The sequence below is a fragment of the Flavobacterium arabinosi genome (assembly GCF_048158725.1).
Taxonomy (GTDB): Bacteria; Bacteroidota; Bacteroidia; order Flavobacteriales; family Flavobacteriaceae; genus Flavobacterium; species Flavobacterium arabinosi.
In genome coordinates this window covers 519,648-542,298 of sequence record NZ_JBLNKX010000002.1, presented here as the reverse complement: position 1 = coordinate 542,298, position 22,651 = coordinate 519,648, and the positions used below count along the sequence as shown (strand labels likewise).

General features: G+C 33.2%; 17 protein-coding genes. 10 read left to right on the top strand and 7 right to left on the bottom strand.

What is annotated here, in order from left to right; genetic code table 11:
* Positions 1-323 precede the first annotated feature (323 nt).
* Positions 324-713, bottom strand: coding sequence for an SPOR domain-containing protein (locus tag ACM55K_RS06435; protein ID WP_416849410.1), 390 nt, complete (start codon positions 711-713; stop codon positions 324-326).
* Positions 714-929: 216 nt separating this feature from the next.
* Between ACM55K_RS06435 and ACM55K_RS06430 the strand changes: the two genes are divergently transcribed.
* The 10 genes from ACM55K_RS06430 to queG all read left to right on the top strand — a co-directional run bounded on the left by ACM55K_RS06430 (position 930) and on the right by queG (position 14,517).
* Complete coding sequence (locus ACM55K_RS06430) at positions 930-2,264, top strand: c-type cytochrome (RefSeq protein WP_416849409.1); 1,335 nt, start codon at positions 930-932, stop codon at positions 2,262-2,264.
* A 29-nt stretch (positions 2,265-2,293) separates the two neighbouring features.
* Entirely contained in the window at positions 2,294-5,344 is a 3,051-nt protein-coding gene (locus ACM55K_RS06425; protein ID WP_416849408.1) for a TAT-variant-translocated molybdopterin oxidoreductase, read from the top strand.
* 38 nt (positions 5,345-5,382) lie between these two features.
* On the top strand, positions 5,383-6,786 hold the full coding sequence (gene nrfD / locus ACM55K_RS06420) for an NrfD/PsrC family molybdoenzyme membrane anchor subunit (protein ID WP_416847726.1): 1,404 nt from the start codon (positions 5,383-5,385) through the stop codon (positions 6,784-6,786).
* Positions 6,779-7,303 carry a DUF3341 domain-containing protein gene (locus ACM55K_RS06415; protein WP_416849407.1) on the top strand — a complete coding sequence of 175 codons (525 nt, stop codon included), beginning with the start codon at positions 6,779-6,781 and terminating at the stop codon, positions 7,301-7,303. Before nrfD ends, ACM55K_RS06415 begins: the two co-directional genes overlap by 8 nt.
* 8 nt (positions 7,304-7,311) lie before the next feature.
* Positions 7,312-7,860 carry a c-type cytochrome gene (locus tag ACM55K_RS06410; protein ID WP_416849406.1) on the top strand — a complete coding sequence of 183 codons (549 nt, stop codon included), beginning with the start codon at positions 7,312-7,314 and terminating at the stop codon, positions 7,858-7,860.
* Positions 7,861-7,887: 27 nt separating this feature from the next.
* Positions 7,888-9,240 carry a quinol:cytochrome C oxidoreductase gene (locus tag ACM55K_RS06405; RefSeq protein WP_416849486.1) on the top strand — a complete coding sequence of 451 codons (1,353 nt, stop codon included), beginning with the start codon at positions 7,888-7,890 and terminating at the stop codon, positions 9,238-9,240.
* 19 nt (positions 9,241-9,259) lie between these two features.
* The gene (locus ACM55K_RS06400; RefSeq protein ID WP_416849405.1) at positions 9,260-10,414 is read left to right on the top strand and encodes a cytochrome c oxidase subunit II; all 1,155 of its coding nucleotides are present in this window, start codon (positions 9,260-9,262) and stop codon (positions 10,412-10,414) included.
* A gap of 29 nt (positions 10,415-10,443) precedes the next feature.
* Positions 10,444-12,240, top strand: a complete 1,797-nt coding sequence (locus tag ACM55K_RS06395; RefSeq protein ID WP_416849404.1) for a cytochrome c oxidase subunit I — start codon at positions 10,444-10,446, stop codon at positions 12,238-12,240.
* A gap of 150 nt (positions 12,241-12,390) precedes the next feature.
* Entirely contained in the window at positions 12,391-13,413 is a 1,023-nt protein-coding gene (gene ruvB / locus ACM55K_RS06390; RefSeq protein WP_416849403.1) for a Holliday junction branch migration DNA helicase RuvB, read from the top strand.
* Between the two features lie 180 nt (positions 13,414-13,593).
* Positions 13,594-14,517 carry a tRNA epoxyqueuosine(34) reductase QueG gene (gene queG, locus ACM55K_RS06385; RefSeq protein ID WP_416849485.1) on the top strand — a complete coding sequence of 308 codons (924 nt, stop codon included), beginning with the start codon at positions 13,594-13,596 and terminating at the stop codon, positions 14,515-14,517.
* 23 nt (positions 14,518-14,540) lie between these two features.
* On the opposite strand, the gene ACM55K_RS06380 is transcribed toward queG, so the two are convergent.
* The 6 genes from ACM55K_RS06380 to ACM55K_RS06355 form a co-directional block, all read right to left on the bottom strand.
* Positions 14,541-15,578 carry a LacI family DNA-binding transcriptional regulator gene (locus ACM55K_RS06380; RefSeq protein WP_416849402.1) on the bottom strand — a complete coding sequence of 346 codons (1,038 nt, stop codon included), beginning with the start codon at positions 15,576-15,578 and terminating at the stop codon, positions 14,541-14,543.
* 241 nt (positions 15,579-15,819) lie between these two features.
* Complete coding sequence (locus tag ACM55K_RS06375) at positions 15,820-16,839, bottom strand: LacI family DNA-binding transcriptional regulator (protein ID WP_416849401.1); 1,020 nt, start codon at positions 16,837-16,839, stop codon at positions 15,820-15,822.
* Positions 16,840-16,965: 126 nt separating this feature from the next.
* Complete coding sequence (locus tag ACM55K_RS06370) at positions 16,966-18,711, bottom strand: glycoside hydrolase family 13 protein (RefSeq protein ID WP_416849400.1); 1,746 nt, start codon at positions 18,709-18,711, stop codon at positions 16,966-16,968.
* A 36-nt stretch (positions 18,712-18,747) separates the two neighbouring features.
* Positions 18,748-19,656 (bottom strand): carbohydrate kinase family protein, encoded by a 909-nt coding sequence (locus ACM55K_RS06365; protein ID WP_416849399.1) that lies wholly within the window; start codon positions 19,654-19,656, stop codon positions 18,748-18,750.
* Positions 19,649-20,980 (bottom strand): sugar porter family MFS transporter, encoded by a 1,332-nt coding sequence (locus ACM55K_RS06360; protein ID WP_416849398.1) that lies wholly within the window; start codon positions 20,978-20,980, stop codon positions 19,649-19,651. The genes ACM55K_RS06365 and ACM55K_RS06360 overlap by 8 nt, the downstream gene beginning before the upstream one ends.
* A 53-nt stretch (positions 20,981-21,033) precedes the next feature.
* Positions 21,034-22,629: a glycoside hydrolase family 32 protein gene (locus ACM55K_RS06355; protein WP_416849397.1), complete on the bottom strand. Its 1,596-nt coding sequence runs from the start codon at positions 22,627-22,629 to the stop codon at positions 21,034-21,036.
* Positions 22,630-22,651: the final 22 nt, after the last annotated feature.

Sequence of the window (22,651 nt, the reverse complement as noted above, 5' to 3'; positions counted from 1 at the left end):
TCATTAGTATATTTATTTGAATCAATTGGATGGATGTAAAAACAAATTAAATATGGATTTTTATAAATTAATAAGTTTGTTATCACTGTTAATATTTATATAGTTAGTTATGAAATTTTCAAATAATGAAAGACAGTTTGGATTATACTTGGAGGTTTATTTCACCGACCGCGCAGATATGCACAATCGTTAGTGCAGTTTTGTAAACTGTGCCCGTAAACAAAGTCTAAAACAAAGAAAGCCACTTCATTAACGAAGTGGCTTTTTTATGTAAAAAAAAGTAATTATTGCGATAGATTTTAAACTTAAAGAGCAATAAGCTTTTATTTACTTGGTTTTATCAAAAGTACATTTTTGTGTTTTTTTCTAATGTCAATTAGATTTCGTTCTGCTTCTATGCGAGTTTTAAAATTTCCTACCCAAACTTTATAATTTGGTGTATTGAATACAATTGTTCCGTCTAAGTCACTAAATTCTTGTTTGAATTCATTTAATGTGTTTTTTGCTTTTTCGCTCTCGCCACTAAAAATTTGAACTTTATAACAATCGTTTGCAGCGTTTAAAACGTTAGTTTTTCTTTTCTCATTTAGCAATTGTTCGAATTTAGGGTCTTGAGTTACCGTAATATTTCGATCTTGTGCGTTAATATAATTTGTGGTAAGGCATAATGTGACGGCGTAAAAAAAGGCTTTTCTGGGTGTTAAAATTCTCATAATGTGATAGTTTTTATGCAAAAGTACTATTTATAGAATGAAACGAAATAATAAATATTATTTAGAATTAATATAAATTGAATTTAAGACTATTTTAAGGTTTTGAGAATAGTTCTTAAGTCGTATTTTTGTCCAAGTTTTAAAAAATGTACTTTTTTTTTCTGAAAATATTAATAGAAAAAACCGTACCAATTTTAGTAGATAATCATTTATAATATGAAAAAGGTGGGTAACCATAATTCGATCTCAAGGAAATTATATCTAGGCTTAGGGCTAATGCTGATTTTCTCCCTAAATTCATTTGCGCAAACTGCAGCTCCTGCAGTCGCTCCTGCTGCGACACCAGCTGTGGCTGTTGCAAGCCAAGGTGGTGATCCTGCAAAAGGAAAAGAGCTTTTTAATGTGAATTGCGCTGCATGTCATAAACTAGATGCGAAAGCAACTGGTCCTATGTTAAGAGGTATTTCTGCAAAACATGATAAAGCTTGGATTTACAAGTGGGTTCATAACAGTTCTGATATGATTAAATCAGGTGATGCAGCTGCTGTAAAAGTTTTTGAAGAAAACAATAAATCAGTAATGACAGCCTTTCCTCAATTAACGGAAGCAGATATTGATGATATTATTGCTTACACATCAGAGCCAAAAGCGGAAGCTCCGGCTGCTGCTAGTACTGCTTCAGTTCCGGGTACTGGAGGTAATGATAGCGGTATCTCTAATAATGTTATTCTTGGCGCTCTTGCTTTGGTAATGGTTATGTTGGTTGTAATGTTGTTTTTGGTAAACAATGTTCTGGCTAAAGTGGCTAAAGCTAATGGAATTGAAGTAGCTCCAAAAACGCCAACCACTCCAATTTGGAAAGCGTTTGCTAGAAATCAATTTTTAGTATTGGTAACGTCTATATTTTTACTATTGTCTAGTGCTTATTTTGTGTATGGTTTCTTAATGCAAGTAGGTGTTGATCAAGATTACGAACCAATTCAGCCAATTCATTATTCTCATAGAATACATGCCGGTAGTAATGGTATAAGCTGTAAATATTGTCACTCCTCAGCTAGAGTAAGTAAGAATGCTGGTATACCATCTTTGAATGTGTGTATGAATTGTCATAAAAACATTTCTGAAGTATCTGATACTACTGCAACTCCAGATCACTCTAAGGCATTTTATGATGGAGAAATCCAAAAATTATATACTGCTGTAGGTTGGGATCAAACAACTCAAAAATATACTGGAAAAACTCAGCCAGTTAAGTGGGTTCGTATACACAACCTTCCTGATTTTGTATACTTTAATCACTCACAACACGTAACTGTAGCTGGTATTGAATGTCAAACTTGTCACGGTCCGGTTCAGACTTATGAGATTCAAAAACAATTTGCTCCATTAACTATGGGTTGGTGTATTAATTGTCATAGAAAAACCGAAGTTAAAATGGAAGGCAATGATTATTATACAAAAATTCATGAAGAGCTTTCTAAGAAATACGGTGTAGACAAATTGACTGCAGCGCAAATGGGAGGTTTAGAATGTGGTAAATGCCATTATTAATCAAATTATTAAGATTTTAATATTTATATATGTCATCAAACAAAAAATACTGGAAAAGTGTTGAAGAGCTAGACGAAAATAGTTCTATTGTTGAGGCGCTTAGAAATAACGAATTTGTTGAAGAAATTCCTACTGATGAATTTTTAGGAAACAGTGATGCTTTGTCATCTTCATCAACAACACGTCGCGATTTTTTAAAGTACGTTGGGTTTAGTACTGCTGCTGCTACGCTTGCAGCTTGCGAAGGTCCTGTGAATAAGTCGATACCTTATGTGCTTCAGCCAGAACAAATCATTCCTGGAGTAGCGGATTATTATGCAACCTCGGTTTTTGATGGTTTCGATTTTGCAAATCTTTTGGTAAAAACACGTGAAGGGCGTCCTATTAAAATAGATAATAATACTATTGCTGGGGCGAAATTTTCTGCAAATGCAAGGATTCATGCGTCTATATTATCATTATATGACAGCATGCGTTTGAAAGAGCCAAAAATTGAAGGTAAAAATTCAACTTGGTCTGCTGTTGATGCTAAAATTAAGTCAAGTTTAGCTGATGCAAAAGGTGGTCAAATTGTTCTTTTGACAAATACATTAGCAAGTCCATCAACTGAGAAGTTGATTGCTGAATTTATTGGTAAAAATCCAAATGCTAAACATATAGTTTATGACGCTGTATCTTCATCTGAAGCTTTAGATGCTTTTGAAGCTGTATATGGTGAAAGAGCTTTAGTTGATTACGATTTCTCAAAAGCTTCTCTGATAGTTTCTGTTGGTGCAGATTTTCTTGGAGATTGGCAAGGTGGAAGTTATGATTCAGGTTATGCTCAAGGCAGAATTCCAAAAAATGGAAAAATGTCTCGTCATTTTCAACTAGAGTCTAACATGACTTTGTCTGGTGCTGCTGCTGATAGACGTTTAGCAATGTCTACTGCAAATCAAAAACAAGCATTAGTACACATATATAATGTAATAACTGGTTCTTCTATAGCAGTTAGTTTAGATGATAAATTCAAATCTGAAGTTAATAAAGCTGCTCAGCAATTAAAAGCTGCTGGTTCAAAAGGAGTTTTAGTTTCAGGAATTCAAGATAAAAATGCTCAATTATTAGTTTTGGCTATCAATCAAGTATTGGCAAGCGAAGCTTTTAATACTTCAGGAACAAGACAAATAAGAAAAGGATCAAACGAAAAAGTTACTCAATTAGTTAAAGAAATGAAAGCGGGAAGCATTCATACTTTGATTATGAGTGGTGTTAATCCTGTTTATACTTTAGCAGATAGTAAATCATTTGTTGAAGGTTTGAAAAAAGTTAAAACTTCAGTTACTTTTTCTTTAAAAGAAGATGAAACGGCTTTGCTTACTACAATCGCTGCTCCGGCTCCACATTATTTAGAGTCTTGGGGTGATTTAAGTTTGACAAAAGGTACTTACAGTGTTACTCAGCCAACTATTCGTCCATTATTTGATACGAAACAATTTCAAGACGTTTTGTTGTCTTTGAATGGTGTTGGCGGAACTTTTTACGATTATCTAAAAGGAAATGCTTCAACAATTGTCTCAGGTTCTACTTGGAATAAAGTGTTGCATGATGGTGTTTTTGTTGGAACGATTCCAACATCTTCTGCATCGTCTGCTGATTACAGTGCTGCGGCTAATGCTTTGGCTCAATCAAAAGCTTCTGAAGGATTTGAATTGGTTTTATATACTAAAACTGGATTGGGAGATGGTCAACAAGCGAACAACCCTTGGTTGCAAGAATTGCCAGATCCAATGACAAGAGTTTCTTGGGATAATTATTTGACCGTTTCGAATGCAGATGCTAAGAAGTATGCTTTATCTAATGAAATCGTTGCTAATGGTGGTTTGAATGGTAGTTATGCTACAATTACAACAACTGATGGTTTAAAACTAGAAAATGTACCGGTTATAGTTCAGCCAGGTCAAGCTGTTGGAACTATTGGTTTAGCTTTAGGTTATGGTCGTAAAGCGGCTTTGAAAGAAGAAATGCAGGTAGGTTTAAATGCTTACCCATTATATAAAGGTTTTAATAATGTTCAATCAGTAACATTGGTAAAAGCCGACGGAGAACACGAATTTGCTTGTGTTCAAGGTCAAAAAACATTGATGGGAAGAGGGGATATTATTAAAGAAACCTCTTTGGAAATTTTCAATACTAAAGATGCTGAGTTCTGGAATGAACAACCGATGGTGTCTTTGGATCACAAAGAAGTTGAAGCTACAAAAGTAGATTTATGGGATTCATTTGATCGTTCTACAGGACATCACTTCAATCTTTCTATCGATTTGAATGCTTGTACAGGTTGTGGTGCTTGTGTAATTGCTTGTCATGCTGAAAACAACGTTCCAGTTGTTGGTAAAGCTGAAATTAGAAGAAGTAGAGATATGCATTGGTTGCGTATTGACAGATATTATTCTTCTGAAAGTACATTTGCAGGAGATAATGAAAGAAAAGAAAATATTGCTGGTTTATCAAGTTCATTATCTACATTTAATGAAATGGAAAAAGCAGGGGATAATCCTCAAGTTTCTTTCCAACCGGTAATGTGTCAACACTGTAATCATGCGCCTTGTGAAACTGTTTGTCCAGTTGCTGCAACATCTCATGGTCGTCAGGGTCAAAATCAAATGGCTTATAACAGATGTGTTGGTACTCGTTACTGTGCTAACAACTGTCCTTATAAAGTGCGTCGTTTTAACTGGTTCTTGTATAACAAAAACAGTGAATTCGATTATCATATGAATGATGATTTAGGACGTATGGTATTAAACCCAGACGTAAATGTTCGTTCTCGTGGAGTTATGGAAAAATGTTCAATGTGTATTCAAATGACACAAGCTACAATTTTAAATGCTAAAAGAGAGGGAAGAGTAATCGTTGATGGTGAATTTCAAACAGCTTGTTCTAATGCTTGTTCTACTGGAGCAATGATTTTTGGAGATGTAAATGATAAAGAATCTAAAGTTACTAAACTAGCTGAAGACGAAAGAATGTATCATTTATTAGAGCATGTTGGAACAAAACCAAATGTGATTTATCATGTTAAAGTTAGAAATACCTAGTACAAAAAATAATTAATTAAGAATCAATATAAAGGATTATGTCGTCTCACTACGAAGCAACCATTAGAAAACCCTTAGTTATAGGTGATAAATCTTATCACGATGTAACTGTAGATGTAGCTGCACCTGTAGAAGGTAAAGCAAATAAACATTGGTGGATTGTATTTTCAATTGCATTAACTGCATTTCTTTGGGGAATGTGTTGTATCATTTACACTGTATCTACAGGTATTGGAACATGGGGATTAAATAAAACTGTCGGTTGGGCTTGGGATATCACTAACTTCGTTTGGTGGGTAGGTATCGGTCACGCAGGAACATTAATTTCAGCCGTATTATTGCTTTTCCGTCAAAGATGGAGAATGGCAATTAACCGTTCTGCGGAGGCAATGACCATTTTTTCTGTAATTCAGGCAGGTTTATTTCCAATCATACACATGGGGCGTCCATGGTTAGCGTATTGGGTTTTACCGATTCCGAATCAATTTGGTTCGTTATGGGTAAATTTCAACTCTCCTTTACTTTGGGATGTATTTGCAATATCTACGTATCTTTCAGTTTCATTAGTTTTTTGGTGGACTGGTTTATTGCCTGATTTTGCAATGTTGCGTGATAGAGCAATAACTCCTTTTAACAAACGGGTATATTCTATATTGAGTTTTGGATGGAGTGGTAGAGCAAAAGACTGGCAACGTTTCGAAGAAGTTTCTTTGGTTCTTGCAGGTTTAGCAACTCCTTTAGTACTTTCTGTACATACAATTGTATCAATGGATTTTGCTACCTCGGTAATTCCAGGTTGGCACACTACAATTTTTCCTCCTTACTTTGTTGCTGGAGCTGTTTTCTCAGGATTTGCAATGGTAAATACCTTGCTTATCATCATGAGAAAAGTTTCTAACCTTGAAGCTTACATTACTATTCAACACATAGAATTAATGAACATCGTAATCATGATTACTGGTTCTATTGTTGGTGTTGCCTATATCACTGAGCTTTTTATAGCTTGGTATTCAGGAGTTGAATATGAGCAATATGCGTTCTTAAACAGAGCAACTGGACCTTACTGGTGGGCATATTGGTCAATGATGACTTGTAACGTTTTCTCCCCACAATTCATGTGGTTTAAAAAATTAAGAACAAGCATTATGTTTTCTTTTATTATTTCAATTGTAGTAAACATTGGAATGTGGTTCGAAAGATTTGTAATCATTGTAACTTCGTTGCACAGAGATTATTTACCATCTTCTTGGACAATGTTCTCCCCTACGTTTGTTGATATTGGGATTTTTATTGGAACTATAGGTTTCTTCTTTGTATTGTTTTTGTTGTATTCTAGAACATTCCCTGTTATAGCACAAGCGGAAGTAAAAACGATATTAAAAGGAACTGGAGATAATTACAAAAGAGAAAGAGAAGCAAATAAAGATTTACATCATGAGTAATAAAGTAATATACGCCATTTATAATGACGATGATATTTTGATGGATGCGGTTAAAAAAACCAGAGCAGCTCATTATCATATTGAAGAAGTTTTTTCCCCATTTCCTGTTCACGGTTTGGATAAAGCTATGGGACTTGCTCCTACAAGATTAGCAATTTGTGCTTTCATATACGGTTTAATTGGTTTGTCTTTCGGAACTTGGATGATGAATTACATTATGATTCAAGATTGGCCTCAGGATATTGGTGGTAAACCAAGTTTTAGTTATATTCAAAACATGCCTTCATTTGTTCCAATTATGTTTGAAGAAACAGTTTTCTTTGCCGCTCACTTAATGGTTATTACCTTTTATATGAGAAGTAAATTATGGCCTTTCAAACAAGCAGAGAATCCAGACGTGAGAACAACAGATGACCACTTTTTGATGGAAGTTGCTGTAAATGACAATGAAAGTGAATTAGTTTCTTTTTTCGAAAGTACAGGTGCAGTAGAAGTTAAAGTAATTGTAAAGAATTAATTGTCGATATGAAAAGTCTATATAAAATAACATGTGTAATTTGTATTACTATTTTAGTTTCGTCTTGCCATAATAATTCGAAGCCTAATTACCAATACATGCCTAATATGTATGAGCCTGTAAGTTATGAAACTTACGAAGAGTCAAGTGCATTCAAGAACGGAAAAGAAGGTCAACTTCCTCCTGCAGGAACTGTAAATAGAGGATTTGAGCCTTACGAATATGAAAATTCAACTGCCGGATACGATTTATCTAAATTAAATTTAAAATCGCCACTTGATTCTATATCTGTTAAAGATGAAGAGAAATCTAAAGAATTATTTGAAATTTATTGTGGTATTTGCCATGGTAATGCAGGGGATGGTAAAGGTAAATTAGTTACACAAGGAAAATTTCTTGGTGTACCAAGTTATAAGGATAGGGTGATAACTGAAGGAAGTGTTTTTCATGTTCAAACTTACGGTTTAAATTCAATGGGTGCTTATGCTAACCAGTTGAATCAACACGAACGTTGGTTAGTGGCATCTTATGTTTTAAAACTGAAAGCTAAATTATAATTGTTGAACAAACTGATCGTAATAGATATGTATACATTTTCAAGTAAATTAAAAACATTTTCTTTTGTCTTAATGGCTGTTGGCCTTTTAGGGATAGGATATGGTTTTTTAACTGCACCAAAAGATATTCAAGAAGTTGAAAAACTACTTGCTGCTGAAACTCATGAAGGTCATGGTGAAGCAAAGCATGAAGTTGCAACTGCAACTACTGAAGCTCATCATGAAGTTAGTAAGGATAGCGAAGTTAAAGAAGAGGCTGAACATAGGGAGCATGTAACCCATGTTTTGAAGCAATTGCAAAATAAGCCTTGGGCTTCATTATATGTTGCTTGTATTTTCTTTATGCTTATTGCTATGGGTACTTTAGCTTTTTATGCAATACAACAAGTTGCTCAAGCAGGTTGGTCTCCAGTTTTGTTTAGAGTTATGCAAGGTATAACGGCATATTTGCCTGTTGGTTCCGTTATATTTTTTGTAATTCTCATCATTTGTGGATTACACATTTTTCCGTCTAATAGTTTATTTATCTGGTTAGATCCTGAAGTTGTAGCACATGATAAAATAATTGCTAATAAGTCAGGGTATCTTAATTTCCCTTTTTGGATAGTAAGAGCTGCAATTTTCCTTGCAGGTTGGAATTTATACCGTTATTTTTCTGCAAAAAACTGTATAGAACAAGATAAAGCTAATGATGATCTTTGGTACAAAAAGAATTTTAATATCTCAGCAGGATTTTTAGTTTTCTTTATAGTTACTGAATCTATTATGTCTTGGGATTGGATTATGTCTATCGATCCACACTGGTCTAGTACTTTATTTGGATGGTATGTTTTTGCTAGTTTCTTCGTAAGCGGAATTACTATGATTACAATGGTAACGTTGTATTTGAAGTCTAGAGGTTATTTAGAACATGTTAATACAAGTCATATTCATGATTTAGCTAAGTTCATGTTTGGAATCAGTGTATTCTGGACTTACTTATGGTTTTCACAATTCATGTTGATTTGGTATGCTAATATTCCTGAAGAGATAACTTATTTTGTAACAAGAATACAACTATATAACCTTCCGTTTTTTGGTGCGGTAGTTATGAACTTCTTATTTCCAATATTGATTTTAGTAAATACTGACTTCAAAAGAATAACTTGGATTTTAGTTATGGCAGGGATAGTAATTTTATTAGGACATTACATTGATTTCTTTAATATGATTATGCCTGGAACGGTGGGGGATAGATGGTTTATTGGTGTGTCTGAAATTGCATCTGTTCTTTTCTTCCTTGGATTATTTATATATGTTGTTTTTACAGCATTAACTAAAACTCCTTTGTTACCAAAAAGAAATCCATATATAGAAGAAAGTAAACATTTCCATTATTAATATTTAAAGAAAAAAACAGATGACAAGTTTGTTGGTAATTATAGTTTTAGTTTTATTAGCTGTTGCTTTATGGCAATTGACTAAAATATTCGACCTAACTCAAGTAGGATCAAATCCGGATAGTTCTCAAGTAGCTACGGATAATGATAATAATGTACAGGGTTATTTAATGTTCGGTTTCTTAGCATTTATTTACATTTTTACAATCTATGGATTGTTTAAATGGGGGCCACTTGTACTTCATACACCAGCTTCAGAGCATGGTGGTCTTGTAGACAGTCTTATGAATATTACTTGGGTTTTGATATTTATTGTTCAAGCAATCACTCAAGTTTTGTTGCATTATTTTGCCTTTAAATACAGAGGTAAAAAAGATCAAAAAGCTTTGTACTTTGCTGATAATAATAAATTAGAAGCTATCTGGAGTGTTATACCGGCAGTAGTTCTTGCAGGTTTAATTCTTTATGGTCTTTATGCTTGGACTAATATCATGTTTATTGATGATGAGGAAGATACCGTTGTAATTGAATTATATGCACAACAATTTAAATGGACTGCACGTTATGCAGGAAATGATAATGTTTTGGGTAAAGCTAACGTTAGGTATATCGAGGGTGTTAATACGCTTGGTGTAGATTTAGGAGATCCTTATTCTCAAGATGATATTGTTGTTTCTGAATTGCATATACCTAAAGGAAAAAAAATACATTTTAAAATGCGTTCTCAGGATGTTTTGCACTCTGCTTATATGCCTTATTTTAGAGCCCAAATGAATTGTGTTCCTGGGATGGTTACTGAATTCGCTTTTACTCCAATATACACTACGGCGGAATATAGAGATTTACCTTTTATGATTGAAAAGGTTGCTAATATAAACAATATTAGATCTAAGAAAAGTATAGAGTTAGTAGCTAATGGAGAAACAGCTTTGGACCCTTATGCTTTTGATTATTTGTTATTATGTAACAAAATTTGTGGGGCTTCTCATTATAACATGCAAATGAAAGTTATAGTTGATACTCCTGAAGAGTATAAAAAATGGTTAAGCGATAAAGCAACTTTAGTGCAAGAAGTGAAAGTTTCTAAAACTCCTGCTCCAGCAGAAGGAGAGACTGGAAAAGATTCTACTGGTACCAAAGACACCGCAGCTATTGCTAAAATAGCTATGAAATAATTATTAAGAAAAATTTAAAGTATACACATATGTCAGCAGAAGGTCACGATCACGGACACGATCACGAACACGAACATCACCATAAAGACACTTTTATTACTAAATATATCTTTAGTATTGATCACAAAATGATTGCCAAACAATACTTGATAACAGGTATTATTATGGGAGTAATTGGTGTGGGTATGTCTATGCTTTTTAGAATGCAATTGGCTTGGCCAGAGCAATCTTTTAAAATATTTAATATATTACTTGGTGATAAATTTGCTCCAAATGGAGTTATGGCTAATGATATTTATTTAGCTTTGGTTACTATTCACGGAACGATAATGGTTTTCTTCGTTCTTACCGCAGGATTAAGCGGTACTTTTAGTAACTTATTAATACCGCTACAAATTGGTGCTCGAGATATGGCGTCAGGCTTTATGAATATGATTTCATATTGGTTATTCTTTTTATCAAGTGTAATCATGATTAGCTCATTATTTGTAGAAGCTGGTCCGGCTTCAGCGGGTTGGACTATTTATCCACCTTTAAGTGCTCTTCCACAGGCTATTCCTGGCTCTGGAATGGGTATGACACTTTGGTTGATTTCTATGGCTATATTTATTGCTTCTTCTTTAATGGGATCTTTAAATTATGTTGTTACTGTAATCAATCTTAGAACAAAAGGCATGTCAATGACAAGATTGCCACTTACTATTTGGGCATTCTTTGTAACTGCAATTATCGGTATAGTTTCTTTCCCAGTTTTATTGTCAGCTGCTTTATTGTTGATTTTTGACAGAAGTTTTGGAACTTCATTCTTCTTATCTGATATTTATATTGCGGGTGAAGTTTTACATTATCAAGGTGGTTCTCCAGTTTTGTTTGAGCACTTATTTTGGTTCTTAGGGCATCCTGAAGTTTATATTGTTTTATTACCTGCTTTAGGTATCACATCTGAAGTTATAGCGACGAACTCTCGTAAACCAATTTTTGGTTATAGAGCGATGATTATGTCAATTTTGGCAATTGCTTTCTTATCAACAATTGTTTGGGGTCATCATATGTTTATCTCGGGTATGAATCCATTTTTAGGATCTGTATTTACATTTACAACTTTGTTGATTGCGATTCCTTCTGCAGTGAAAGCGTTTAATTATATTACAACACTTTGGAAAGGAAATCTACAGTTGAACCCAGCTATGTTGTTTTCAATTGGTTTAGTTTCTACTTTTATAACAGGTGGTTTAACAGGTATTATCCTTGGAGATAGCACATTGGATATTAATGTTCATGATACGTATTTTGTAGTTGCTCACTTCCACTTAGTGATGGGTATTTCTGCTCTTTATGGGATGTTTGCTGGTATTTATCACTGGTTTCCAAAAATGTTTGGAAGAATGCTTAATAAAAATTTAGGTTATGTTCACTTTTGGGTAACTGCTATTTGTGCTTATGGTGTGTTTTTTCCAATGCACTTTATTGGATTAGCTGGTTTACCAAGACGTTATTACACGAACACTAACTTCCCATTGTTTGATGATTTACAAAATGTAAATGTTCTTATTACTACTTTTGCATTAATTGGAGGAGCATTTCAATTGGTTTTCTTATACAACTTTTTCAGTAGTATTTTCTACGGCAAAAGAGCGGTTCAGAATCCTTGGAAATCAAATACATTAGAATGGACTGCACCAGTAGAACATATGCATGGTAACTGGCCTGGAGAAATCCCTGAAGTACACCGTTGGCCATATGATTACAGTAATCCAGCACATGATGAAGATTTTGTACCTCAAAATGTTCCAATGAAAGAAGGTGAAGAAGTTTTACATCACTAATCTCGCGAAAACAAGAAAGCCTCTACGAAAGTAGAGGCTTTCTTGTTTTCGCGAGATTAGATAATTATTAATTTAGTTTTTTCATTAATAATTGTATAAAGTCTTCAAAGGGAATTCTGCCAAACTAAATACTTTCTTTATCTTTGTTACATGAATGAAAATTTAGATCCAACAACAAACGGTTATAATGCAGATGAGCTTGATCTTGAAAAAAAATTAAGACCGCTTTCATTCGATGATTTTGCCGGTCAAGACCAAATATTAGAAAATTTAAAAGTTTTTGTTCAAGCAGCAAATCAAAGAAATGAAGCACTTGATCATACTCTTTTTCATGGTCCTCCAGGTTTAGGGAAAACAACTTTGGCAAACATTCTGGCCAATGAGTTGCAAGTAGGCATAAAAATTACTTCAGGACCTGTTTTAGATAAACCGGGCGACTTAGCCGGCTTGTTGACCAATTTGGAAGAAAGAGATGTGCTATTCATTGATGAAATCCATCGTTTAAGTCCCATAGTCGAAGAATATTTGTATTCTGCGATGGAAGACTTCAAGATTGATATAATGATTGAATCTGGACCAAATGCACGAACTGTCCAAATTAATCTAAATCCATTTACTTTAATTGGTGCTACAACTCGTTCTGGTCTGTTGACAGCACCGATGAGAGCTCGTTTTGGAATTTCATCACGTCTTCAATATTACACAACGGAGTTATTAACCACAATTGTGGAACGAAGTGCCGCTATTTTCAAAATGCCTATCACTATGGAAGCTGCAATTGAAATTGCTGGTAGAAGTAGAGGAACGCCACGTATTGCCAATGCATTGTTGCGTCGTGTTCGTGATTTTGCACAAATAAAAGGAAATGGTAAAATTGATATCGAAATTGCTCGTTATGCGCTAAAAGCTCTAAATGTAGATGCTCATGGATTGGATGAAATGGACAATAAGATTCTAACTACTATTATCGATAAGTTCAAGGGCGGACCTGTTGGTTTATCAACTTTGGCGACAGCCGTGTCCGAAAGTAGTGAAACAATCGAGGAAGTTTACGAGCCGTTTCTTATTCAAGAAGGATTTATCATGAGAACTCCAAGGGGTAGAGAAGTAACCGACAAAGCCTATAAACATTTGGGTAAATTAAATACGAATATTCAAGGCGGATTGTTTTAATTTTGAGAGCTATTTACTTCGTCAGTTCCCTAAGCTCATGTACTGCTATTCGCTATATCTATCTCGTGAAAAATAAAATAGGATTCTGCTTCAAACGAAGTTCACGGTACTCCTATAAAAATTGAAGCTAATTGACGTAATCAGGGCTAATTTGGATAAACTACTAATTTTAACTTTTATATCATAATTCAAAAATCTAAATATACAGAGTTCATTAAATCCGAAGCAAAACGCCTCGGATTTTTGGCTTGTGGTATTTCTAAAGCCCAGTTTTTAGAGGAAGAAGCTCCACGATTAGAAAATTGGTTAAATCAAAATAGAAATGGTGAAATGTCATATATGGAAAATCATTTTGACAAACGTTTAAATCCAACTTTACTTGTTGATGATGCTAAAAGCGTAGTTTCTCTTTTATTAAATTATTATCCCGAGGAACTTCAAAATCCGGATTCTTATAAAATCTCAAAATATGCTTATGGACAAGATTACCATTTTGTCATTAAAGAAAAGCTTAAGGAGTTTTTATTTTCGATTCAATCAGCAATCGGTGAAGTTTCTGGACGTGCCTTTGTAGATTCTGCCCCAGTACTCGATAAAGCTTGGGCTGCCAAAAGTGGTTTAGGATGGATTGGTAAAAACAGTAATTTACTGACTCAAAAAGTAGGCTCTTTTTACTTTATTGCCGAACTAATTATCGACTTAGATTTAGAGTTTGATAATGCAACATCGGATCATTGTGGAACGTGTACTGCCTGTATCGATGCTTGTCCAACGGAAGCGATTGTGGCACCGTATATTGTAGATGGGAGTAAATGTATTTCCTACTTTACAATAGAGCTAAAAGAAAATATTCCTGAAGAGATGAAAGGAAAATTCGATGACTGGGCTTTTGGTTGTGATGTTTGTCAAGACGTTTGTCCGTGGAATAAGTTTTCAAAAGCTCATAAAGAACCTTTGTTTAGGCCAAATCCTGAATTGCTTTCCATGTCCAAAAAAGATTGGAAAGAAGTTACTGAAGAAACATTTAGAGTTGTGTTTAAAAATTCGCCTCTTAAAAGAGCGAAATTTCAGGGAATTAAACGGAATATTGATTTTTTAGAGTAATTGGATATTTATAATTAGCTGATTTAAGTTAAGCTATAATCTCTAATCGAAGATTCTCTGATAATAACACTTGTTTCTAATTCAATAGTCCTTGGTGTAAAAGGAATTCCTTCTTTATGACAATTCATTTCCTCCAATAATAGATTAAAAGACTCAATTCCCATTTCATGGCTTGGCTGATCTATAGTGCTTAATTTAGGTGTCAGTACTTGTGACATAAACCAATTGCTGAAACCAATTACAGCAACTTGTTGAGGAACTTTAATTTTGTTGTCATTAAAATGAGATAATACACCTACTGCAACCAAATCAGTAACTGCAAATACTCCGTCAACATCAGGATGATCTTTTATTATTTGTTTTGCAAAATCTAATCCTTCCTGAAAAGACACGGTTTCACAGGTATAAACTAATTTGGTATCAAAAAGGATATTGTTTTTTTCTAAAGCTTTTTTATATCCTATATAACGGTCAATAGAATTTTGTGGATTTAAAGGGCCGCGGAGATGGACAATTTTTTTACAGCCATTGTCTATTAAGTGTTGAACAGCGTTAAATGCTGCTTTTTGGTCATCTATAATTACTTTTGAGCAAGAAATTAGTTTGTTTATTTTATCAAACATAACAAAAGGAATATTCCTGTTGATTATTTCTTTTAAGTGATCATCGTTATTTGATTCGTTAGAAAGTGAAATGATAATTCCATCGACTCTTTTCTTGATAAGAAGTTCTACTTGTTTTTTTTCTAATTCTAATGACTCATTTGATTGTAGAATAATAACCAAATAACCATTTTTTTCCGCTTCATCGATAATAGCATTTACCACATTCGAAAAAAAGTGATGCACTACTTCAGGAATAATTAAACCAATAGTTTTTGATTCTTTTGTTCTTAAATTTACGGCAAAGCTGTTAGGTGTATAATGTAGATTTTGAGCTAGATCAATTACTGCTTGTTTAGTTTTTGCACTAACATCAGGATAGTTTTTCAATGCTTTTGAAACAGTCGTTATTGAAATTCCTAATTTTGTTGCAATTTCCTTAAGAGTGATATCTTTCATGAATTGGATTTCTACGTATTTAATTTTATGAAAATATTTTTTAGGAACAGTTTTATTTGAAATTTGATAAGCCTTTGTCTTAATTAATATTTATTAAAAACGACTATAGTTTAATATATTCTTTTACAAGATATTAATTTTTATCGTATTTCTGTTTTTTTTATTAAAATAAACATATTAATATAGATTAGTTAAATTGCGAAATACGGTAGTTTACTGTTTTTATTAAACAGTTGGATTTTTAAGTGGACTGTCTTTCAATTATACTTGTTCCTAATTCAATTGATTGAAAAACTACAGGTAAATTGTTCTTTTTTAGATTAATTTCATCGAATAAGATTGATGCTGATTTTCTTCCAATTTCAAATCCGGGTTGGTCAATGGTTGAAAGTTTTGGACTTATTACACTTGACATAAACCAATTGCTAAATCCTAAAACTGCAATCTGTGTTGGAATAGTAATACCTACTTCATTACAGTATTTAATAATTCCCACTGCAACTAAATCAGTAACTGCAAAAATAGCGTCAATATCTGGATGTTCATTGAGTGCTTTTTTTGCATTTTCATATCCATTTTCAAAATCCATGTTGTTGTCGCACACATAAACCAACGATGAGTCATAGATAATATTATTGTCTTCTAATGCTTTTTTGTATCCTAAAAATCGGTCGATGGAATTTTGTGGCAAATAGGAACCTCTAAAATGAGCAATTTTTTTATATCCTTTTTTTATTAGATAGGTAACAGCATCATAAGCTGCTTTTCTATCATTAATAGTTACTTTAGAGCAGTTAACAAGCTTTGCAATTTTATCAAAAAGTACGAGCGGAGTATTATGAGAAAGTATAGTCTTTAAATGTTCAAATTCGCCGGTTTCGTTAGATAAGGACATTAAAATTCCATCCACTCTTTTATTCAATAAAAGGTCAATCTGTTTTTTTTCAAACTCGAATTTTTCATTTGATTGTAAAATAATGACCAGGTAATCCCTCTTCTCAGCTTCTTCAAGAATTCCTTGAATTACATTTGAAAAAAAGTCATGAACAAGTGTTGGGATTATCAGACCAATTGTTTTAGATTCTTTTGTTCTTAAGTTTACTGCAAAACTGTTTGGAGTATAATGGAGTTGATTTGCTAATTCGATAACTGCTTTTTTTGTCTTTTCGCTTACATCTGTATAGCCTTTCAAAGCCTTTGAAACGGTTGTTATAGAAATTCCCAGTTGATTTGCAATTTGTTTGAGTGTTGTGTTGTTCATATTTCGATACTCTATAAAAGCCGAATAAAAAACTGCTTCTTGAAAAACGAATTTACAATTAATTTATTGTAATTCAATTTTCAAGAAACAGTTAATTTTAAATTATGGATTTTATATTTTTTATTATTATTTAATCTCTATTACGATGGCTTCGTAAGGGCGTAAGATATTGTTTTTTAGTTTTTTAGTTCCAACATAATTGTCTAAAATAATTTTAGATTTAGTAACTGGAAACCCTGTTTTGTAGGTGCTGTTTTTATCAGTAAAATTCAAAAGAACCAATAATTTTTTACCGTCTAGTTCTCTAGTGTAGGCATATACATTTGGATTTTCTTTGTCTAATAATGTATATTTTCCATAAACAAGCGTTGGCTCTTTTTTGCGTAATTGTACTAATTTTCTAAAATAATTTAATACTGAATTTGGATCTTTTTCTTCTGCTTCAGCATTTATGGTTTTATAATTTGGATTTACTTTCAGCCATGGTGTTCCACTAGTAAAACCTGCGTTTTGAGTATCATCCCATTGAAAAGGTGTTCTTCCATTTTCTCTCGAAGTTTGTTTTTGTCCTTCTAAAAACGCATTCAAATCGCCCCCTTTATTTTTTAATCCTATGTACTTGTTGCGGGTATCAACATCGTGGTAATCATCAATTGAATTGAATCGAATGTTGACCATTCCTAGTTCATCTCCATAATAATAGTAAGGAGTTCCTCGCATTGTCATCACAAAAGTAGAAAGCATTTTCGATGAAATTTCTCGAAATTCAGGATTATCATTACCAAATTTGCTGACCATTCTGGGTTGATCGTGATTAGCGAGAAAAATAGAAAGCCAACCTTTGTCTTTAAAGGCTTCATCATAACGAGAAAAAATTTCCTTGTATTTTACAAGACCAAAATCTTTTACATGTTTACCAATATCAACACTTTCAAAATGGTATGCCATGTTTAATTCTTTTCGGTCTGGATCTACAAATTGCATCGCATCTTCCGGAGAACTACCAGCACCTTCAGCAACGGTCATGATATCATATTTACTAAAAACTTCTTTGTTCATTTCTTGTAAATATTCATGTAAATGAGGACCTACTCCGTAGTATTTTATGATGTTTTTTTCATATCCTTTTGGTAATTCTGGCCAAGTTGTGTCTTTTGAAGCAAACTGAAATGCATCCATTCTAAAACCATCAATACCTTTGTCTAACCAAAATTTCATGATATCATACACTTCATATCTAACTTTTGGGTTCTCCCAATTTAAATCGGGTTGCTTTTGAGAAAAATAGTGAAGATAATAGGAATCCGTTTGCGCATCATATTTCCAAGCATCACTATTCACATCAAAAAAGCTCCATCTATAAGGAGGTTTGCCTTTTTCGGCTGGCCACCAATGGTAATAATCTCTATATTTATTATCTCTAGAACTTCGGGATTGTTTGAACCATTCATGTTCGTCGCTACTGTGATTTACCACTAAATCCATGACAAGTTTGATACCCCGCTTGTGCATTTCTTTCAATAAAAGATCAAAATCTTCCATAGTTCCAAAATCCTTCATAATTTCACGATAATTGCTAATATCGTAACCATTATCATCATTTGGAGAAGTATAAATAGGATTAAGCCAAACAGCATCTATTCCCAAGCTTTTAACATAATCTAATTTGGATATAATTCCTTTTAAATCGCCAACTCCATCGCCATTACTATCCTTGAAACTTCTAGGGTATATTTGATATACAACGGCTTCTTTCCACCATTTGGGATCATTTTTTTGAGTTGTTTTTACAGACATGTTTTGTGCGATTGTACTCTCAGCGGCGAATAGCATCAGAGCAGAAAATAAGTATGATTTGATAATAGGTTTCATGGTTGTTTGAGTTAATGGTATAAGGATTATTTGGTATTATTTTTTTGTAGGGTTCATAAATGTATGAATTGCTTTATCTGTTATTTTGGGGTTTGCACCTTCATTTTTTGCTACTAAAGCACCCATGGCACAAGCAAAATCAATAGCATTTTGGGGTTCATCATTGCTTAACAATTTGTAAAGTAATGCGGCCAAAAACGAATCTCCAGAGCCTACAGTATCAATGACCTCGATTTTATAGCCACTATTATAATACATTTTTTCGTTGTAATATAAAACGGCTCCATGGCTACCTTTGGTTACGCAGATGTGTTTTGTATTTGTTTGCTCCGCGATAAAAAGAATGTTTTGTTCCAATGAATGATAAGGAGACTTAAGAAAACCACTTATTTCATACAATTCATCATCATTAAATTTTATAAAATCAGATTGTAGCATTAGTCGAATAAGTACTTCTTTGGTATAAAACGGCGCACGTAAATTGACGTCAAATATTTTGTATTTGGCATAATTGATAAGTTCCAATAAAGTATTGAACGAAATAAAATCCCTGCAAACAAGGCTTCCGTAAACAAAGGCTTCCGCTTTTTTTACTACATTTTCAATTTCTGGATTGCATTCAATTTTATCCCAAGCAACAGGATAATTGATAGTATAGGAAGCAGATCCTTTTTTATCTAATTGGACCAATACTTCACCAGTTGAAAAGGAATCATCGATTTGTATAGAGTTTGTTGACACACCATTTTCTTTGATAAATTCCAGTAATTCTTTGCCTATCTTATCATTTCCAACACGGCTTATTATTTGAGCTTTTACTCCAAGTGAAGCTAGTCGAAGTGCCACATTCAAGGGTGCTCCACCAATTTTTTTATGTGTTGGAAAAACATCAAACAATACTTCCCCAAAGCAAACGATACTAATTTCTTTTTTGATATTATTCATTGTTAAGCATTTTATGTTCTAATTCTTCTAGTGATAATCCTTTAGTTTCGGGCATCATAAATAGTACAAATACCAATTGCAAAACCATCATAAAGGCAAAAAAGGCAAATATCGGCCAAGGGTTTTCTTTAAACAAATCAATCACAACTGGTCCGGCCAATGTAATTAAGGCTGCAAAAATCCAGTGAATTCCAGTCCCAAACGATTGCCCGTTTGCCCGAACATTATTCGGGAATATTTCGGAGATAAATACCCAAATTACGGCTCCTTGTCCTATTGCATGTGAAGCTATAAATAATAAGATGGATACCATTAAAATAATAGAGCCTAGATTATTGTAAAATGCTAAAGCTACCATTGCTAAACTTACAATATACCCAATAGAGCCAATTATCATCAGTTGTTTTCTTCCCAGAACATCTATTAATCGCATGCCTACAATAGTGAAAATCAAATTTATTAATCCAATTAATATGGAGTTCATCAAAGATTCTTTCGAGCCTAGTCCTGCCATTTCTAATATTTCAGGAGCGTAGTACAAGATAAAATTGATTCCTGACAATTGGTTGAAAAAAGCAAGCAGAAAAGCTAAAATTACCGGTAGTTTATATTTATTGGAAAAAATGGTTTCTTTTACTGTGGAGTCAATAACATCTTTTTTTATTTCTTCAAAATTTTCTAAAGCTTCTTCTTTAGTATAAATCATTTCCAATACTTTCAAACCAGCAGTATCGTCTCTTTTTTTTAAAATTAACCAACGTGGACTGTCCGGAATTTGCAAAACAATAATGCTATAAATGAATGCAGGTAAAGCGACTATTCCAATCATCCATCGCCAGTCATTTGCACCAGCAAATCCTTCAAACAAATAATTAGAAAAGAATGCAATTAAGATTCCAAATACAATATTGAATTGGAATAAAGCAACTAATTTTCCTCTGTTTTTTGCTGTGGAAATTTCAGAAATATAGATGGGCGCCGCTACAGAAGAGGCTCCAACACCGATTCCTCCTATAAAACGAAAGAATGAAAATAGATAAGGATTTGGTGCTAATGCAGAACCTAATGCTGATACTAAAAATAAGATACCAATCCAAAAAAGAGTCTTTTTTCTACCCAATTTATCACATGGAATTCCGCCGAATAAGGCTCCAAAAACAGTTCCCCATAATGCCATAGACATAATGAAAATTCCATGAAATAATGGCGTGGTGTGCCATAATTCTTTGATTGGCAAATTAGCACCGGATATTACCACAGTATCAAAGCCAAATAAAAATCCCGCTACAGCTACGGTGAGAGACCAATTTCGAACGTTATTCATTTGTTATAGTTATTGGTTAATAGTTTTGGTTTTTTTTAGTATCTAAACGGGTGTTAGTTTTTCCAAATTTTTTTTATTTTATTTATTGTAATGTTTTTAATTTCCTGGTCTTCATTTGATTGAATTCGTAAGGTTGTGTAAGGTTTCTTTGGGAAAATTTGTTCTGTAAAACTGTAAATTCCTTCATTTAAGAAAATTTCTATAGATGACCAATCTAAAAGAATTCGATAGTCAATAGTTTCTGAAACAATGTTTGGAGTTGAAGTTTTATGAATTTTTTTTCCAAAATTTTCTTCGAAATTTACGATGCCTGAATGTTGTCTGTCGATGGAGAATGTTTTTTGTTTAGCATCATAATCAATTACTAAAGAATCGTTTACATTATTAGAAAATATCAGTTTTAGATTCTTTGATTGCGCTTTAAATTTGATTTCTGATTGATTGAGGTTGTTGTATTTTATAGTGACAGTTTGATTTGCAGTAATATCTACTATCTCTTTTGAAAATTCAGAAATCACTTGTTTTTTTAGCTGTTGAACCGGAATGCTTTTTAGAATATAATTCACACCTAATTTTTCAAGTGAAAGTTCTCTGGGCAACGTCATGGCACTTCTCCAGTTTTTTGTCGGTGTATTTCTGGCATAAAGCCAATTGCTCATCCAACCTATAAATATGCGTTTATTATTTGGCGCATCATTATAAGTAACTCCTGCATAATTATCTGCGCCATAATCAATCCATTTAGTCTCTTTTTGTGCTGTATGAAAAGTTTTTCCGTCGAAATCACCAATGAAATATTGCGTCCCTGAACCGTCATTTGGGGCTCCTGGATTAATACTTATAAGTAAAACCCATTTTTCTTCCTTTGAATTAGCAACTTTTAATTTGAAAATATCAGGACATTCCCAAACACCACCATGAGCACCATTATTTTTACCAAATTCACTTTCGAATATCCAAGTGATTAGATTTTTTGAACTATAAAATTGAGCATGATCACCGGCTACTAAAACTAAATTCCAAAGATTAGTTTCGGTGTTCCAAAAAACTTTGGGATCTCTAAAATCTTTTAAACCGGAATTTCCTAAGATTGGATTTCCTTTATATTTTGACCAAGTTTCTCCTTCGTCTAAACTATAGGCCAATCCTTGTGTTTGAAAATTTGTTTTTCCTTTTTTTTCACCATCCATATTATGATAGGTAAAAATAGCAATCATGGGTGGGTTGGCTTTAGTTCCCAATCCAGAAGTGTTATTTAGGTCCATAACGGCACTTCCTGAAAAGATGAGTCCTAATTTATCAGGAAATAAGGCAATATTCTTGTGTTTCCAATGGATTAAATCCATACTCGTTGCATGTCCCCAGTGCATAGGTCCCCACACAATATCATTTGGGTAATATTGGTAGAACAAATGATAAACACCTTTATAATACACCATCCCATTAGGATCATTCATCCAGTTTTTTTCTGGAGAAAAATGAAATTGCGGACGAAAAGGTTCTTTGTATATTTTTAAAGAGTCAATTTCTATTTTTTCAGAAGAATTTACAATAATGATGGTGTTATTTTCTTCTTTTTTACAAGAAAAGATAGATAATAAAGCTCCGAAGAAAAATAAAATCAATAAACTAATACTTGCGAACTTCATTTAAAAAAGGATTTATTTTTAT

Excerpts from the sequence above, each read along its gene's own strand:
- ACM55K_RS06380 (WP_416849402.1), bottom strand. The coding sequence starts at position 15,578 with ATGAAAGATATCACTCTTAAGGAAATTGCAACAAAATTAGGAATTTCA.
- ACM55K_RS06405 (WP_416849486.1), top strand. The coding sequence starts at position 7,888 with ATGTATACATTTTCAAGTAAATTAAAAACATTTTCTTTTGTCTTAATG.
- nrfD (WP_416847726.1), top strand. The coding sequence starts at position 5,383 with ATGTCGTCTCACTACGAAGCAACCATTAGAAAACCCTTAGTTATAGGT.
- ACM55K_RS06425 (WP_416849408.1), top strand. The coding sequence starts at position 2,294 with ATGTCATCAAACAAAAAATACTGGAAAAGTGTTGAAGAGCTAGACGAA.
- ACM55K_RS06410 (WP_416849406.1), top strand. The coding sequence starts at position 7,312 with ATGAAAAGTCTATATAAAATAACATGTGTAATTTGTATTACTATTTTA.
- ACM55K_RS06400 (WP_416849405.1), top strand. The coding sequence starts at position 9,260 with ATGACAAGTTTGTTGGTAATTATAGTTTTAGTTTTATTAGCTGTTGCT.
- ACM55K_RS06430 (WP_416849409.1), top strand. The coding sequence starts at position 930 with ATGAAAAAGGTGGGTAACCATAATTCGATCTCAAGGAAATTATATCTA.
- ACM55K_RS06360 (WP_416849398.1), bottom strand. The coding sequence starts at position 20,980 with ATGAATAACGTTCGAAATTGGTCTCTCACCGTAGCTGTAGCGGGATTT.
- ACM55K_RS06365 (WP_416849399.1), bottom strand. The coding sequence starts at position 19,656 with ATGAATAATATCAAAAAAGAAATTAGTATCGTTTGCTTTGGGGAAGTA.
- ACM55K_RS06395 (WP_416849404.1), top strand. The coding sequence starts at position 10,444 with ATGTCAGCAGAAGGTCACGATCACGGACACGATCACGAACACGAACAT.
- ACM55K_RS06355 (WP_416849397.1), bottom strand. The coding sequence starts at position 22,629 with ATGAAGTTCGCAAGTATTAGTTTATTGATTTTATTTTTCTTCGGAGCT.
- ruvB (WP_416849403.1), top strand. The coding sequence starts at position 12,391 with ATGAATGAAAATTTAGATCCAACAACAAACGGTTATAATGCAGATGAG.
- ACM55K_RS06375 (WP_416849401.1), bottom strand. The coding sequence starts at position 16,839 with ATGAACAACACAACACTCAAACAAATTGCAAATCAACTGGGAATTTCT.
- ACM55K_RS06435 (WP_416849410.1), bottom strand. The coding sequence starts at position 713 with ATGAGAATTTTAACACCCAGAAAAGCCTTTTTTTACGCCGTCACATTA.
- ACM55K_RS06370 (WP_416849400.1), bottom strand. The coding sequence starts at position 18,711 with ATGAAACCTATTATCAAATCATACTTATTTTCTGCTCTGATGCTATTC.
- ACM55K_RS06415 (WP_416849407.1), top strand. The coding sequence starts at position 6,779 with ATGAGTAATAAAGTAATATACGCCATTTATAATGACGATGATATTTTG.